This is a genomic window from uncultured Cardiobacterium sp. (assembly GCF_938028825.1).
Taxonomy (GTDB): domain Bacteria; phylum Pseudomonadota; class Gammaproteobacteria; order Cardiobacteriales; family Cardiobacteriaceae; genus Cardiobacterium.
The window spans coordinates 1-13,739 of record NZ_CALIZP010000031.1; the positions used below are offsets into that span (position 1 = coordinate 1).

A 13,739-nucleotide genomic window follows, 5' to 3' on the forward strand; every position below is an offset into this window, starting at 1 on the left:
TCTTCACGCTACTTTATTTGCTTAGATGTATGAAATGTTAGGTGTATTAGCTATATCGCCTCGGCGGTAAACGACGGGCCGTTCTTCGTCCTGCTTTTCCTCGGCGTCTCCGGACTGGCCGATATTCCCGTGCTTCTGATGGTAGCAGCGGTAGTGCCGCTCTTGCTCGGCATGGTCATTGGCAATCTTGATCCGAAATGGACGGAGCTGATGAAGCCGACCGGCGCTATCGTCATTCCTTTCTTTGCCTTTGCCCTCGGCACTGGCATCAATCTGCACGCCATTGTCAGCGGTGGTGCGGTCGGGCTGGTACTCGGCGTGCTCTGCTGCCTGCTAACCGGGGCGATGACTTACGCCGGCTACAAGCTGCTACTGCATCGCGGCCAGCAGTCCGGCATCGGCTTCGCCGCCGGAACAACCGCCGGCAATGCAGTCATCACCCCGGAAATCGTCGCTCAAGCCGACCCTTCCATGCTGCCTTATGTACAAACCGCGACCGCGCAGGTGGCGGCTGCCGTCCTCGTTTCCGCCGTGCTTGCCCCGTTGGTCGCCGCTTGGGTACTCAAGCGGGAAGGCGGTCTTCCCCAAGAACAGGAGTAAATCATGTCCACTTCTCTGCTCGTCGTCGCCGACGATTTGACTGGCGCCAATGACACCAGCGTGACTTTCGCCCGGGCCGGTTTCGCCACTGTCCTCGCGCTCTCCCCCAACACACTGCCCGAAGCCTTGCAGGCCGAGGCCGAAGTCTTCGCCGTCTCCACGGACTGCCGCCCGTTGCCAGAGCAGGCGGCAGCGGCGACGGCAGCGGTGATTGCCGCCGCCCGCACGATTGACTGCCTTTATCTGAAAATCGACTCCACCATGCGCGGCTCGGTGGCGGCACAAATCAAGGGCGCGCTTACCGCCTGGCGCGCCGTGCATAGCGATGCCCGCGCGGTAGTTTGCCCCGCCTATCCGGCAATGGGACGAACGATTGAAAATGGCCGCCTGCTGGTAAACGGCGTACCGGTCAACGACACCCCATCCGGCCACGACGCCATCTGCCCAGTGCCAACCGCCGACATGGCGGCGCTCCTGCCCGGCGCGCTGGTGATGCCCTGTCAGGAAGTACACGCCCTGGCTGATGCCATCCGCCAGAGCGAGGCGGAGGTGGTCGTGGTTGATGCACGCAGCGATGACGACCTGCGCCGCATCGCTGAAGCAATCGCCGTGCTCGGCCACGGTGCCATCCCGGTCGGTTCCGCCGGGCTGGCGAACGCGGTAGTTGCTACCCTGCCTACTGCTACCGCACAGGCGGCGCCCGACCCGCTACCGCTCAATGCGCCGGCGCTGCTTCTCGTTACCTCCATCCACAATGCCAGCCAGCAGCAAGTTGATGCCTACATCGGCTCGGCCGCCGGTGCGGATGCCATCGTTTTCAGCCCGCACCCGGCGCAACTGCTCGCGCCCGGCTCTCTGCCCGCACTGACCGCGCAGTTGCAAGCGCTGCTCGTCTCCGGCGACGGCACCGTCATCATCCGTGCCAACCCTGCCCGCATTGCCAGCGGCGCCGCCGCCGAAGCGCTGGCCAAGACTTTCGCACAGCAACTGGCGGCGCTCGGCAAACACAGCCTGAAAAAACGCCGCTTCGGTGCGCTGGTGCTGTTCGGCGGCGACGGCTCGGCCGCCCTGCTGCACGCGCTCGGCGTTACCGCACTGCGCGTGCTGCGCCCCATTGCCGAAGGCGTACCGCTGGCCACTGTGCGTGGTGGTGCTTATGACGGCCTCGTCGTCATCACCAAATCCGGCGGCTTCGGCGCGCCCGATCTGCTCTGCCGCATGATGGCAGACCTCAACCCCAAGGAGGCTCAAGTATGACCCTGCCTGTATTGGCTATCACCCTCGGCGACGTCGCCGGCATCGGCCCGGAAATCACCGCCAAGACCCTGCTCAACCACCCCGAACTGCGGCAGATTGCCAAACTGTTCGTCATCGGCGATGCCGCTGCCCTGCGGCGCGGCTGCCGCTTCGCCGGGCTCGACCCCGCCAGCGTGCGCACCATCGCGCGCGCCGCCGACGTGACCAACGACCCCGCCGCCATTGAAGTGCTGCAAGTGGGGGATGCGCTGGACGATGTGCCGCCGGGCGACATCGCGGCGCGCGCCGGCGACGGCGCCTACCGCTACGTGGTCGAAGCCTGCCGCCTTGGTCGCGCCGGTGAAATCGACGGTATCGTTACCGCCCCGCTCAACAAGGCGGCGATGCACGCCGGCGGCCACCACTGGCCGGGGCACACTGAAATCCTCGCCCACGAATTCGGGGTGAAAAACTACTCGATGATCCTCTCGGCGGGTGATTTCTACCTCTTCCACCTCACCACCCACCAATCGCTGCACAGCGCCATCGACGCCTGCACCCCGGCGCGCACCCGCACCGTCATCAACCTCGCCCATGCCCTCGCCTGCGCCCTCGGCCGGCCGGAGAGCAAAATCGGCGTATGCGGCATCAACCCGCATGCCGGGGAAAACCGCCTCTTCGGCGACGAAGACGCCGACCAGCTCGCCCCCGCCATTCATGCGGCGCAAGCGGACGGCATCAACGTGCACGGCCCGCTGCCCGCCGACGCCCTCATCCCGCAGGCGGTGCGCGGCAAATGGCCGATGGTGATCGCCTGCTACCACGACCAGGGCCACGCCCCGTTCAAGGCCGTCTATGGCGACGACGGCGTCAACATCACCGCCGGCCTGCCGGTGGTGCGCGTCTCGGTCGATCACGGCACCGCCTTCGACATCGCGGGCCGTGGCATCGCCCGTGAAGGCTCGCTGGTACTCGCCTGCCGGCGCGCCGCCGCCCTCTCGCCGGGCTGGTCGCAAGTCTGGCAAAGCGCCCAACAGGAGAATACCCCATGAATACCACCCCGGAAATCCGCGAAAGCCGCGCCGACCTCTACATCAGCAGCGGCATGCTCGTCTTCTGCATCTTTGCCGCCGTCGCCACCGCGCGGCTGAAAACCCCACCCGGCGGCAGCATCGCCGGCCCCGCCTTCATGCCGTGGATCATGGTGGTGCTGCTCGGCATCGGCTCCGCCTGCCTGCTCGTCCGCGCCCTGTGGCAGGAAAAAGCGGGCGACGGCGGCACCATCGCCCTGCCGGAACGCCGCGTGCTGCGGCAAATGGTGCTGTTCGTGCTGCTGATGATCGCCTACACCGTCACCCTCATGCCCGTCGGCTACATCTGGACGACCGCCGCCACCCTCTTCCTCGGCCTGCTCATCCTCGGCGAACGCAAGCCGCTGGTTCTCATCCTCTTCCCGGTGGTGATGACGGCGGCGGTGTACTTCGGCTTCACCAAGCTGCTCGCCGTCTGCTGGCTGCCCTGAATAACGTCCTTTCACTTATAACGGAGACTGTCATCATGTTGAAAAAAGCCCTGCTTGCCGCCGCCTGCGCCGCAGCCCTGCCCGCCTTCGCCGCCTACCCGGAACGGCCCATCCAGATCATCGTCCCCTACTCTCCGGGCGGCGGCAGCGACCTGGCGCTGCGCCTCTTCGGCGAAACCATGAAAAAACACTACCCTGGCACCAACGTCGTCATCCGCAACCAGCCGGGCGGCGGCGGCTCCATCGGCACTTCGGCCGCAATCAGCGCCCGCCCGGACGGCTACACCCTCGGCACCGGCGCCCAGGGCCCGCTCGTCATCAAGCCGCTCATCGGCGGTACCGACTACCGGCACGACAGCCCGGCCTACATCGGCCTCTTCGCCCGCTCGCTGCAAGTGCTGGCCGCCTGCAAAGACGCACCGTTCAAGACCTACGACGAATTCATCGCCTACGCCAAAGACAAGCCGGTGCAAGTCGCCAATTCCGGTGCCGGCGGTGCCAACCACATCTCCGCCGAAGCCTTCGCCCTCGCCGCCGGTATCAAAATCGACTCCGTCCCCTTCGACGGCGCCGCCGACGCGCGCACCGCCTGCATCGGCGGCCATGTGCAAACCCTGGTCGCCTCGCCGGCGGAAGTGAAGTCCGCTGCCGAAGCGGGACAAATGCAGCCGCTGTTCGTGATGGAAGCCGAACGCATCGCCGACTTCCCCGACGTGCCGACCGCCGTGGAAAAAGGCGTCGATTTCACCTGGTCATCGTGGAAAGGCATCATCGCCCCGCAAAAACTGCCGCCGGACACCGTCGCCTGGCTGGAAAAAGCGGTAGAAACCGTGGCGAACGATGCGGACTTCAAGGCGAAGATGACCGAAATGGGCGACTTCCCCACCTACGAAAATGCCGCCGACTTCAAGGCCCGCGTCGATAAAGACGAACAGACCACCCGCGCCGTCCTGGAAAAACTCGGCATGCTCAACATGAACAACTGACGATACCGGCCATCGCCCTCCCCCGCCTGCGGGGAGGGCCGGGGTGGGGCGAAAAATCCCCCGCCCGCCGGCAATCCACCCAACCCACCGGACAAAGGATGACTCATGGACAATCTCGCATTACTCGCCCCGCTCCTTCACTGGAACGTGATCCTCGCCATCGCCCTCGGCACGCTTGGCGGCATCGTCATCGGCGCGCTGCCGGGGCTCACCGCCACCATGGGCGTGGCTCTCCTTATCCCGCTCACCTTCGGCATGAGTCCGGTGATGGGGCTGAACATGCTCATCGGCATCTACATCGGCGGCATCTATGGTGGCTGCATCTCCTCCATCCTACTGCGCACCCCCGGCACACCCGCCTCCGCCGCCACCGTGCTTGACGGCTACCCAATGGCGCAAAAAGGCGAAGCGGGCCGCGCCCTTGGCATGGCGACCGTCGCCTCCTTCATCGGCGGCATCTTCGCTGCCATCGTGCTCGCCTTCCTCGCACCGCAACTCGCCGGTATCGCCCTCAAATTCGGCGCCTCCGAATACTTTGCCCTCGCGCTCTTCGGCCTCACCATCATCGCCTCGCTCTCCGGCGACATCCTGAAAGGCATCCTCTCCGGCCTGCTCGGCATCCTCATCTCCTGCGTCGGCGCCGACCCCATCAGCGGCACCCTGCGCTACACCTTCGGCATCCAGGGCTTTGCCTCCGGTTTCGCCTTCACCCCGGCACTGATTGGTCTCTTCGCCCTGTCGGAAATCTTCTCGCAGCTCGAACGCAGTGCGCGCACGGATGGCGGCGACATCTCCGTCGTCTCCGGCAGCATCTGGCCGACGCTGGCGCAGATGAAAGAAAGTATCGGCGCGCTGTGGCGCGGCTCCGTTATCGGCACCTTCATCGGCATCGTGCCTGGCACGGGCTCCGGCACCGCTTCGTGGATCTCCTACAACGAAGCTCGCCGCGCCTCGAAGACCCCGGAAAAATTCGGCACCGGCCACGCCCCCGGTATCGCCGCTACCGAATCAGCCAACAACGCCGTCTGCGCCGCCGCCCTCATCCCGCTCCTCGCCCTCAGCGTACCGGGTGACGTCGTCACCGCCGTGCTCATGGGCGGGCTGATGATTCAGGGCCTCGCCCCCGGACCGCTGCTCTTCCAGAATGAACCCGGCGTCATCGTCGGCATCTTCGGCGGCACCTTCATGGCGACCTTCTTCATGCTCATCTTCGGCATGATGATCATTCCCTTCGCCGCGAAAATCCTGCTCGTGCCACGCCGCCTGCTGACCATGTCCATCATCCTCTTCTGCTTCATCGGTGCCTTCTCGCTCAACCTCAACCCGGTGGATCTTTACACCATGATCGGCTTCGGCGTCCTCGGCTGGGCGATGCAGAAATTCGGCTTCAGCCAGGCGGCGCTGTGCATCGCGCTCATCCTGGGTCCCTTGATGGAATCCAACCTGCGCCGTGGCCTGATTCAAAACAACGACAGCTTCGCCGCCTTCCTCACCCGTCCCATCACCCTGCTCTTCCTCGTGCTCGCCGTCTTTTCCCTCTGCTGGCCGCTCATCCGCCAGCACCTGTCCCGCCGCCGCGCGGCAAACCGCTAAGGAGATTCTCCCATGACACACGCAAAAGAAGCCTATGTCGCCCTCGTTACCTGCTTCAACGACGACGAAACCATCAACTACACCGCCACCCGCCGCCAGGTGCAGCGGCAAATCGCCGCCGGCAACAACCTCCTCTGCTGCGGCACCAACGGCGATTTCAGCGCGCTCACCTTTGAAGAAAAAGTGCAGCTCACCGGCGAAGTCGTCGATGAGGCGGGCGGCAAAGTCAAAGTCATCGTCAACGCCGGCATGCCCGCCACCTTCGAGACCCTGAAACTGGCCAAAGCCTTCGACGCCCTCGGCGTGGACGGCATCGCCGTCATCACCCCCTTCTTCATCGCCTGCACCCAGGACGGCCTCATCCGCCATTTCTCCACCATCGCCGACGGCGTGAAGGCACCGGTGTACCTCTACGACATCCCGGCGCGCACCCAGAACCACATCGAACCGGCAACCGCGCGCACCCTCGCCGCCCACGGCAACATCAAAGGCATCAAGGACTCCGGCGGTGCCAAAGAAACCCTCGAAGCCTACCTGCACGTCGGCCGCGATGTGCCCGGCTTCGACGTCTATTCCGGCCCCGACCACCTCGTGCACTGGGCGCTCGCCAACGGCGCACACGGCTGCATCTCCGGCCTCGGCAACGTCATGCCGGACGTGCTCGCCGCCATCATCGCCGCCTATAACCAGGGTGACGAAGCCGCAGCAAGCGCCGCTCAAGAAAAATACACCGCCCTGCGCACCGACCTCTACAAACTCGGCTATCCGCCAGCTATGGTCAAACGTGCCCTGTGGGTGATGGATCACAGCGTCGGTGCCTCGCGCCAGCCCGCGCTGCTGCCGAACGACGCCCAGGACCAGGCCATCGCCGCCATCCTCAAACAACACGGACTCCTCGCATGACCACTGTCGTCACCACCTCGCCCGGCTTCGGCAAACACGGGCGCGTCCCCGACCTCATCGCCGCACGCGGCTGGGAATTCATCCGCTGCGCCGATAACGACGCCCTCACACCACACCTTGAACGGGCCGATATCCTCGTCGTCGGCCTGCCGCCCGTGGACGAGGCTATCCTCGCCCGCGCGCCACGTCTCAAAGCCGTGCTCAAACACGGCGTCGGCGTGGACAATATCGACATCCCCGCCTGTACCGCGCACGGCCTACCCGTCTGCAACACCCCGGCGGCCAACGCCGATGCCGTCGCCGAACTCGCCGTCGGCCTGCTCTACGCCCTCGCCCGCCACATCCCGCAGGGACACGCCAGCGTCACCAGTGGTGGCTGGAACCGCGTTGTCGGTCGCCAGCTCGGCGGCAAAACCCTCGGCATCATCGGCCTCGGCAACATCGGCAAACGCCTTGCCAAACTGGCGCAAGGTATCGGCATGACCGTCATCGCCCACGATGCCTACCCCGATACTGCCTATGCCACCGCACACGGCATCCGCCTCACCTCTCTGGAAGAACTCCTTGCCCATGCCGATTACGTCTCGCTACACATCTTCGGCGGCAAGGACAATACTGCCCTCATCAATGCGCGCACCCTGGCACAGATGAAACCCGGCGCCTGCCTCATCAACCTCGCGCGCGGCGAAGTCATAGACCTCAACGCCGTTTACGACGCCCTGCAAGCGGGACACCTCGGCGGCGTCGCCATTGACGCTTATATCCAGGAACCGCCGGACACGAGTCATCCCATCTTCCGCCACGCCAACGCCATCTTTACCCCGCACAGCGGCGCGGACACCCTGGAAGCACTGGAAAACGTCGGCCTGATGGTCATTGACAGCATAGACGCCGTGCTGCGCGGCGACACCCCGCCGCACTGCCTGAACGCCGGAGAACTACCGCCCCGGCAAACCCCCACAACGGAGACCCCATGACCACACTCGACACCCCCATCCGCCTTGAACGCCCGCGCACCGTCCTCTTCGGCGCGGGCGCCCTCGCCCAACTCGGCGACTGGCTCGCCGCCCACAACTACCACCGCCCCTTCATCGTCGCCGACCCCTTCCTGCGCGACCGCCTGGACACCCTGCACCTCGCCAACCTGCGCCACTACACCGACCTGCGCGGCGAACCCGACATCCCCATGCTCGATGCCGCCGTGGCGGCGGCCGACGGCTGCGATGTCGTCATCGGCTACGGCGGCGGCTCGGCGATGGATCTCGCCAAACTCGTCGCCATCATGCAAAACGGCCACCCGCCGCTCGCCGACATCAGCAGCCCCAACCGCGCCCCGCCACGCACCGTCGGCCTGGTACAAATCCCCACCACTGCCGGCACCGGTTCCGAAGCAGGCACACGCGCGCTGATCACCGACCCGGCAAACCTGAGCAAAATCGCCACCGAAAGCCCGCACATGCTGGCCGATCTCGCCATCATCGACCCAGAGACCATGCTGAGCGTACCGCCCGCCGTTACCGCCGCCACCGGCGTGGACGCCATGGCGCACTGCGTCGAAGCCTACACTTCAAAACGCGCCCACCCGCTCATCGACGACTACGCCCTGCGCGGCATCGAACTGGTCGGCAAATACCTGCAACGCGCCGTCGATAACGGCGCCGACGAAGAAGCACGCAGCGGCATGGCGCTGGCCTCCTTCTACGGCGGCATCTGCCTCGGCCCGGTCAACACCACCGCCGGACACGCCGTCAGCTACCCGCTCGGCCCGCGCTACAAAATCCCGCATGGTCTCGCGAACGCCCTCATCTTCCCGCACACCCTGGCCGCCAACCGCGACGCCTGCACGGCAAAAACCGCCAACATCGGTGCCGCTTTGGGCTTTGTCGCGCATGACCGTACCAATACCTTTGCCGGTGCCTACGCCTTCTGCGAACGCCTCGGCCTCGCCATGCGCCTGCGTGATCACGGCGTGGAAGAAAGCGCCCTGCCGGCAATGGCGAAAGAAGCGCACGCCATCCGCCGCCTGCTCGACTGGAACCCGGTCGATCTCTCGGCAGACGACATCCTCGCCCTCTACCGCGCCGCTTACTGAACACTCTATACGGCGGCATGCCTTGCCGCCTGCGGGGTGGGGACAGGGCGGATGCTTGCTGCGGCTTTGCCGCCATTATCCGCCTGGGCGGAAGGTAGCGAACCGGGTCTGTCGGTGCCGCAAGAGGCAGCAAGGATTCTGCCTGCCTTCCAAACAGCCTCCAGGGGCTGTTGACACTCAACGTTGCGGCGGCTTTTCGGCCAGGATCCGGCAGCTGCTGCGTTAAAAATGCTCGCAAGGTGTCCAACCTTACTGCGCTTTTTGCCTTGCATCTGCCATTTTTGCCGCAAAAATCCGCTGCGCAAGTCGAATGTCAACAGCCCCTAAAAACAGCCCGGTGCGCAAAGCCGCTTACAATGGCATCCCCTGTTCTCCACCCCGCCCGATGTTCCTCCTCTTCACCGACCTCGACGACACCCTTTTCACCAGCGCGCGCAAGGTGCCGCTGACGCCCGCGCACCGCCCGCTGGCCTATCTCAAAGACGGCGCGCCGGTTTCCTACGCCTCGCCGGCGCAGCAAATGCTGCTGGTGCACTGGCAGGCACACGCCACGACGATTCCCGTCACCGCGCGCAATCTCGATGCCTACCGCCGCGTGCGCATCCCCTTCACCGCCCACGCCGTCATCAACCACGGCGGCATCATCCTCCTGCCGGATGGCCGTGCCGATCCCTTCTGGCTGGCGCAGAGCCGTGCCAATGCCGCCCAAAGCGTCGCCGCGCTGGAAGCCCTCGCCGCGCGCTTGCCCGCGACGGCAGCGCTCAACACCCGCCTCATCCGCGATTTCGACATTCCTTTTTATCTGCTGGTGAAAAGCACGAGCGCCGACCTCGCGCCGCTCGATGACGCCGCCGCCCGCCTGCGCCCGCATTTGGGCGGGGATTTCCGCCTGCACCGGAACGGCAACAATCTCGCCATCCTCCCCGCCTGGCTCGACAAGGCGCACGCCGTCGCTCACCTGCTCGCGCAGTACCACGCCGCACATCCCGCGCTGGTCAGCATCGGCATGGGCGACAGCACAAGCGACCTGCCTTATATGCGCCTCTGCGACTACCTTCTTGCTCCTTCCGTCAGCCAAATTGCCCGCCAACTATGAACATCCCCTTCCACGGCAGCTACCGCGCCGAACAAGTGACCTTCCTGCTGAAACCCATCCAGCTGGCGCCCATCGCCGACACCGCCGCCAAAGAAGCGCTCATCCAGAGCGGCAAAAAGCATTACAGCGAAATGCTCTCGCCCGAATATCCGCCGAGCGCGCGCTACCTCGACCTCTTCCGTGCCGCCTGCGCGCAGAGTGAAGCGCGCATGGCCGCCGACTGCCGCCAGCTTGCCGCGAACATCGCCGCGCGCCACCCGCGTGCGCCAGCGCTGGTCTCGCTGGCGCGCGCGGGGACACCGGTCGGCGTCATCCTGCGCGCCATTCTCAGTCACCACTATGGCACACCCGTCGCCCATTACAGCATCTCGATCATCCGTGATCGCGGCATTGACGGGAACGCCCTGCGCCACATCCTTGCTCATCACGCCGATACCGACCTCGTCTTCATTGACGGCTGGACGGGCAAAGGCGTCATCGCGCGCGAACTGCACCGCTTCATCGCCGCTTATAACGCGCAAGCGGGGACGAACATCGACAGCGGCCTCTACGTCCTCGCCGACCTCTCCGGCACTGCCGTCTGCGCTGCCACCGCCGACGACTACCTCATCCCCTCCGCCCTCCTGAACGCCACCATCAGCGGCCTCATCAGCCGCAGCATTCTGAACGGACAAATCGGCGCAGACGACTACCACGGCTGCGTTTACTACCGCGATCTCGCGCCGCACGATCTCTCGCAAACCTTCGCCGACCGCATCAGCACACTGGCCGACGGCGAGCTGCCCAGCGCCGCGCCCGCAGACACGGCACAGGCTGCCATAACTGCGCAAAACCTGCTCGCCGACATCCGCGCCCGCTACGGCATCAGCAACGACAACCTCATCAAACCCGGCATCGGTGAAGCGACGCGTGTCCTGCTGCGCCGCCATCCGGAACGCCTCATCTTGCGCGACCCTGCCGCTGCCGCCACCGCGCACCTGGTGCAACTCGCCGCCGAGAAACAGACCCGCATCGGACACCACCCCGACCTGCCCTATCACGCCGTGGCGCTTATCCGCGCGCACCGCCCGACAAAGGGCTGACGTAGAAATACCGGGTTTCTTTGTAGGGAGGCTGCGTGCAGCGTCTCAAAAGCAAAAACTGCGTGGTTTCCCTGCTTGGCGGCTGTGCTTAATCCGAAACGCAAAAAGCAGGCTGCGCCCGCTGGCTCGTCAAGCGGTGTTGATACCGTGGCCGTCAAGCGTCATGGTTTCCAGTCAATCCACGGGGGCAGTGCCATTAAAAAACGGGCCTGAGCCCGTTTTTTTAATGCCGTCTATCCGCCGTGGCGGAAGGCGCGGATTTGTCTGCGCTCGCGTTTGTCCGGGCGGCGGTTGGGGTAGTGCACCATCTCGTGCGCGATGTGCTGCTGTGCGTGCAGTTCGGCGCGGCGGGCGATGCTGTCTGCGGTTTCCGCGTAGAAGGTTTGCGCGACAGGCGCACTCACCCGCTTGTTTTCGCAGCGGATGACGGTCACGTCGTACACCTGCTCGCCGTGTTTGTCGATGTGCAGCAGGTCGCCGCTTTTGATGGTGCGTGCCGCCTTGGCGCGCTGCCCGCTGACGAGGACCCGGCCATTTTCGATGGCAGCTTTGGCCAGCACCCGGCTTTTGTAGAAGCGCGCCGCCCACAGCCACTGGTCAAGGCGGACGCCCGCAGCATCGTTCATGAGATTTCCGCGTCTTCCGGCTGATTGTCTTTGCTGTGCAGGTTGATGTTGAGTTCGAGGATTTCCGTTTCCCCTTCGCGCGAGAAGTCGGCGCTGATGTCGTCGAGGTCGATGGCGAAGTATTTTTTCACCACTTCGAGGATTTCCCGCTTCATGGTTTCCAGGAGCTGCGGCTGGCTGCTGCGGTTGCGCTGGTGTGCGACGATGATTTGCAGGCGCTCTTTGGCCGTCGCCGCCGAGTGTTGCGGCCGGTTCTTTCTGAAGAAATCAAACAAGCTCATGGGCCTAACCTCCGAAGAGTTTGGAGAAGATGCCTTTGCGTTTGACATCGAGGAAGCGGTGCGGCAGGTCGTTGCCGAGGAAGCGTTCGACCAGATCGGCATAGGCCTGGCCCGCATGGCTGTCGGGGAAGAGGATGACCGGCTCGCCCCGGTTGGAGGCGATGAGGACGTTGTCGTGGTCTTCGGGGATGACGCCGAGCAGCGGGATGGAGAGGATTTCGATGACGTCTTCCACGGAGAGCATTTCCTGCTGCTGCACGCGTTCGGGTTTGTAGCGGGTGATGACGAGGTGTTCTTTGACCGCTTCTTCGCCCAGCTCGGCGCGGCGCGATTTGCTGGCGAGGATGCCGAGGATGCGGTCGGAATCGCGCACGGAGGAGACTTCGGGGTTGGTGGTGATGATGGCTTCGTCGGCAAAGTACAGCGCCATCAGGGCACCCTGCTCGATGCCGGCGGGGCTGTCGCAGATGATGTACTCGAAGTCCATCGCTTTCAGGTCGTTGATGACTTTTTCCACGCCTTCTCTGGTCAGCGCGTCCTTGTCGCGGGTTTGCGAGGCGGCAAGCACGTAGAGGTTCTCGACCCGCTTGTCCTTGATGAGCGCCTGCTTGAGGCTGGCCTCGCCGTTGATGACGTTGACGAAGTCGTACACCACGCGCCGCTCCACGCCCATGATGAGGTCGAGGTTGCGCAGGCCGACGTCGAAGTCGATCACGCAGGTTTTGTGCCCCTTCATGGCGAAACCGCAGGCGATGCTGGCGCTGGTCGTGGTCTTCCCTACTCCGCCTTTGCCTGAGGTTACAACGATAACTTTACTCATGTTTTTGTCTCTTCGTTATGGTGTGACGCGGCATTATACCGACACTATCCGCATGCTTTCATCCGCATTCAGGCTGATGAAGACGTTGTCCCGGACGCCGCTTGCCTGCAACTGCTCCATGTCCTGATAGAAGCCAGCGATGGAAACCAGCTCGGCGCCGAGGGTGTGGCAGTAGATATAGGCGGCGGTGTTGTCCTGCCCGCCGGCAAAGGCGCGGCCACGCAGGGGGCCATAGACGGTGATGTTGCCGTCGGCATAGAGTTCCGCACCCGGGCTGACCGCGCCGATGATGACCAGGTCGCCGCCGCGCGCGAAAACGCGCTGCCCGGAGCGGACGTTCTGCCGCAGCAGTTTGGTCGGCGCGGCGACGGGCGCTGCCGGTTTGGGCGGAGCGGGCGGTTCTTCGGGCGCCTTGACAGTGGGCGCGGCCCTGCCGCCTTTCGCCTCGGTACCGATTTCCGCCAGCCCCGCCGCCACCAGTGCCCCTGCCGCGCAGCAGCCGTCGCTGACCCCGATCAAGCAGAGTTTGTGCCGCTCGAAAATCCGTTTCAGCGTTTTCAGCCATTTGTCGTCCGCCTGAAAGCCGTCCAGCGCGGACAAATCGGCAGCCAGCGGCTGTGTGGTGAAGAAGCCGGCTGGCACCTGGGCGATTTTCGCGCTCAATGCTTCGTCTATTTTGGTGGTATCGGCGTCTTGCAGCAGGACGGCGGTAATGCTGATATTGCGTCCTTTGAAAGGAAGGGGATCGCTCATGGCCATGCGGAAATCTGTTGAAACGGCGGCATGATACGGATTTCATCCCATGCCCTCAATAGCGCTGCCGGCAGGCAGAAAACGGGCAAAAAAAAGCCGCTTCCGGAGAAGCGGCAAGTTTTCAGGTACATATAATGAATGAAATGTGC

Annotated in this window: 15 protein-coding genes and 1 pseudogene; 11 read left to right on the forward strand and 5 right to left on the reverse strand. The window is 64.5% G+C overall.

What is annotated here, in order from left to right:
* Window positions 1-48: 48 nt before the first annotated feature.
* The 11 genes and pseudogenes from Q0562_RS04470 to Q0562_RS04520 form a co-directional block, all read left to right on the forward strand.
* A pseudogene (locus Q0562_RS04470) lies at window positions 49-600 on the forward strand (2-keto-3-deoxygluconate permease); the annotation flags it as partial.
* Window positions 601-603: 3 nt separating this feature from the next.
* On the forward strand, window positions 604-1,857 hold the full coding sequence (locus tag Q0562_RS04475; protein WP_298641725.1) for a four-carbon acid sugar kinase family protein: 1,254 nt from the start codon (window positions 604-606) through the stop codon (window positions 1,855-1,857).
* Window positions 1,854-2,888, forward strand: a complete 1,035-nt coding sequence (gene pdxA / locus Q0562_RS04480) for a 4-hydroxythreonine-4-phosphate dehydrogenase PdxA (RefSeq protein ID WP_298641728.1) — start codon at window positions 1,854-1,856, stop codon at window positions 2,886-2,888. Before Q0562_RS04475 ends, pdxA begins: the two co-directional genes overlap by 4 nt.
* Complete coding sequence (locus Q0562_RS04485; RefSeq protein ID WP_298641731.1) at window positions 2,885-3,358, forward strand: tripartite tricarboxylate transporter TctB family protein; 474 nt, start codon at window positions 2,885-2,887, stop codon at window positions 3,356-3,358. Before pdxA ends, Q0562_RS04485 begins: the two co-directional genes overlap by 4 nt.
* A gap of 35 nt (window positions 3,359-3,393) precedes the next feature.
* Window positions 3,394-4,344 (forward strand): tripartite tricarboxylate transporter substrate binding protein, encoded by a 951-nt coding sequence (locus Q0562_RS04490; protein WP_298641734.1) that lies wholly within the window; start codon window positions 3,394-3,396, stop codon window positions 4,342-4,344.
* Window positions 4,345-4,449: 105 nt separating this feature from the next.
* A complete protein-coding gene (locus tag Q0562_RS04495; RefSeq protein WP_298641737.1) occupies window positions 4,450-5,937 on the forward strand; it encodes a tripartite tricarboxylate transporter permease in 1,488 nt (495 codons plus the stop codon).
* Between the two features lie 12 nt (window positions 5,938-5,949).
* Entirely contained in the window at window positions 5,950-6,840 is an 891-nt protein-coding gene (locus tag Q0562_RS04500; RefSeq protein WP_298641740.1) for a dihydrodipicolinate synthase family protein, read from the forward strand.
* Window positions 6,837-7,817 carry a phosphoglycerate dehydrogenase gene (locus tag Q0562_RS04505; protein ID WP_298641742.1) on the forward strand — a complete coding sequence of 327 codons (981 nt, stop codon included), beginning with the start codon at window positions 6,837-6,839 and terminating at the stop codon, window positions 7,815-7,817. The genes Q0562_RS04500 and Q0562_RS04505 overlap by 4 nt, the downstream gene beginning before the upstream one ends.
* Window positions 7,814-8,932, forward strand: a complete 1,119-nt coding sequence (locus Q0562_RS04510) for an iron-containing alcohol dehydrogenase (protein WP_298641744.1) — start codon at window positions 7,814-7,816, stop codon at window positions 8,930-8,932. Before Q0562_RS04505 ends, Q0562_RS04510 begins: the two co-directional genes overlap by 4 nt.
* A gap of 310 nt (window positions 8,933-9,242) precedes the next feature.
* Window positions 9,243-10,028, forward strand: coding sequence for a hypothetical protein (locus tag Q0562_RS04515; RefSeq protein ID WP_298641746.1), 786 nt, complete (start codon window positions 9,243-9,245; stop codon window positions 10,026-10,028).
* On the forward strand, window positions 10,025-11,110 hold the full coding sequence (locus Q0562_RS04520) for a cysteine protease StiP family protein (protein WP_298641748.1): 1,086 nt from the start codon (window positions 10,025-10,027) through the stop codon (window positions 11,108-11,110). Before Q0562_RS04515 ends, Q0562_RS04520 begins: the two co-directional genes overlap by 4 nt.
* Before the next feature lie 233 nt (window positions 11,111-11,343).
* Here Q0562_RS04520 and Q0562_RS04525 read toward each other — a convergent pair whose 3' ends face one another.
* The 5 genes from Q0562_RS04525 to Q0562_RS04545 are packed head-to-tail and all read right to left on the reverse strand — an operon-like array spanning window position 11,344 to window position 13,721.
* Window positions 11,344-11,736 (reverse strand): S4 domain-containing protein, encoded by a 393-nt coding sequence (locus Q0562_RS04525; protein WP_298641750.1) that lies wholly within the window; start codon window positions 11,734-11,736, stop codon window positions 11,344-11,346.
* Window positions 11,733-12,017, reverse strand: a complete 285-nt coding sequence (gene minE / locus Q0562_RS04530) for a cell division topological specificity factor MinE (RefSeq protein ID WP_298641752.1) — start codon at window positions 12,015-12,017, stop codon at window positions 11,733-11,735. Before minE ends, Q0562_RS04525 begins: the two co-directional genes overlap by 4 nt.
* 4 nt (window positions 12,018-12,021) lie before the next feature.
* The gene (gene minD, locus Q0562_RS04535; RefSeq protein WP_298641754.1) at window positions 12,022-12,837 is read right to left on the reverse strand and encodes a septum site-determining protein MinD; all 816 of its coding nucleotides are present in this window, start codon (window positions 12,835-12,837) and stop codon (window positions 12,022-12,024) included.
* A gap of 33 nt (window positions 12,838-12,870) precedes the next feature.
* Entirely contained in the window at window positions 12,871-13,590 is a 720-nt protein-coding gene (gene minC / locus Q0562_RS04540) for a septum site-determining protein MinC (RefSeq protein WP_298641756.1), read from the reverse strand.
* The gene (locus tag Q0562_RS04545) at window positions 13,587-13,721 is read right to left on the reverse strand and encodes a hypothetical protein (RefSeq protein ID WP_298641758.1); all 135 of its coding nucleotides are present in this window, start codon (window positions 13,719-13,721) and stop codon (window positions 13,587-13,589) included. Before Q0562_RS04545 ends, minC begins: the two co-directional genes overlap by 4 nt.
* Window positions 13,722-13,739 lie beyond the last annotated feature (18 nt).

Excerpts from the sequence above, each read along its gene's own strand:
- Q0562_RS04475 (WP_298641725.1), top strand. The coding sequence starts at position 604 with ATGTCCACTTCTCTGCTCGTCGTCGCCGACGATTTGACTGGCGCCAAT.
- pdxA (WP_298641728.1), top strand. The coding sequence starts at position 1,854 with ATGACCCTGCCTGTATTGGCTATCACCCTCGGCGACGTCGCCGGCATC.
- Q0562_RS04485 (WP_298641731.1), top strand. The coding sequence starts at position 2,885 with ATGAATACCACCCCGGAAATCCGCGAAAGCCGCGCCGACCTCTACATC.
- Q0562_RS04490 (WP_298641734.1), top strand. The coding sequence starts at position 3,394 with ATGTTGAAAAAAGCCCTGCTTGCCGCCGCCTGCGCCGCAGCCCTGCCC.
- Q0562_RS04495 (WP_298641737.1), top strand. The coding sequence starts at position 4,450 with ATGGACAATCTCGCATTACTCGCCCCGCTCCTTCACTGGAACGTGATC.
- Q0562_RS04500 (WP_298641740.1), top strand. The coding sequence starts at position 5,950 with ATGACACACGCAAAAGAAGCCTATGTCGCCCTCGTTACCTGCTTCAAC.
- Q0562_RS04505 (WP_298641742.1), top strand. The coding sequence starts at position 6,837 with ATGACCACTGTCGTCACCACCTCGCCCGGCTTCGGCAAACACGGGCGC.
- Q0562_RS04510 (WP_298641744.1), top strand. The coding sequence starts at position 7,814 with ATGACCACACTCGACACCCCCATCCGCCTTGAACGCCCGCGCACCGTC.
- Q0562_RS04515 (WP_298641746.1), top strand. The coding sequence starts at position 9,243 with ATGTCAACAGCCCCTAAAAACAGCCCGGTGCGCAAAGCCGCTTACAAT.
- Q0562_RS04520 (WP_298641748.1), top strand. The coding sequence starts at position 10,025 with ATGAACATCCCCTTCCACGGCAGCTACCGCGCCGAACAAGTGACCTTC.
- Q0562_RS04525 (WP_298641750.1), bottom strand. The coding sequence starts at position 11,736 with ATGAACGATGCTGCGGGCGTCCGCCTTGACCAGTGGCTGTGGGCGGCG.
- minE (WP_298641752.1), bottom strand. The coding sequence starts at position 12,017 with ATGAGCTTGTTTGATTTCTTCAGAAAGAACCGGCCGCAACACTCGGCG.
- minD (WP_298641754.1), bottom strand. The coding sequence starts at position 12,837 with ATGAGTAAAGTTATCGTTGTAACCTCAGGCAAAGGCGGAGTAGGGAAG.
- minC (WP_298641756.1), bottom strand. The coding sequence starts at position 13,590 with ATGAGCGATCCCCTTCCTTTCAAAGGACGCAATATCAGCATTACCGCC.
- Q0562_RS04545 (WP_298641758.1), bottom strand. The coding sequence starts at position 13,721 with ATGTACCTGAAAACTTGCCGCTTCTCCGGAAGCGGCTTTTTTTTGCCC.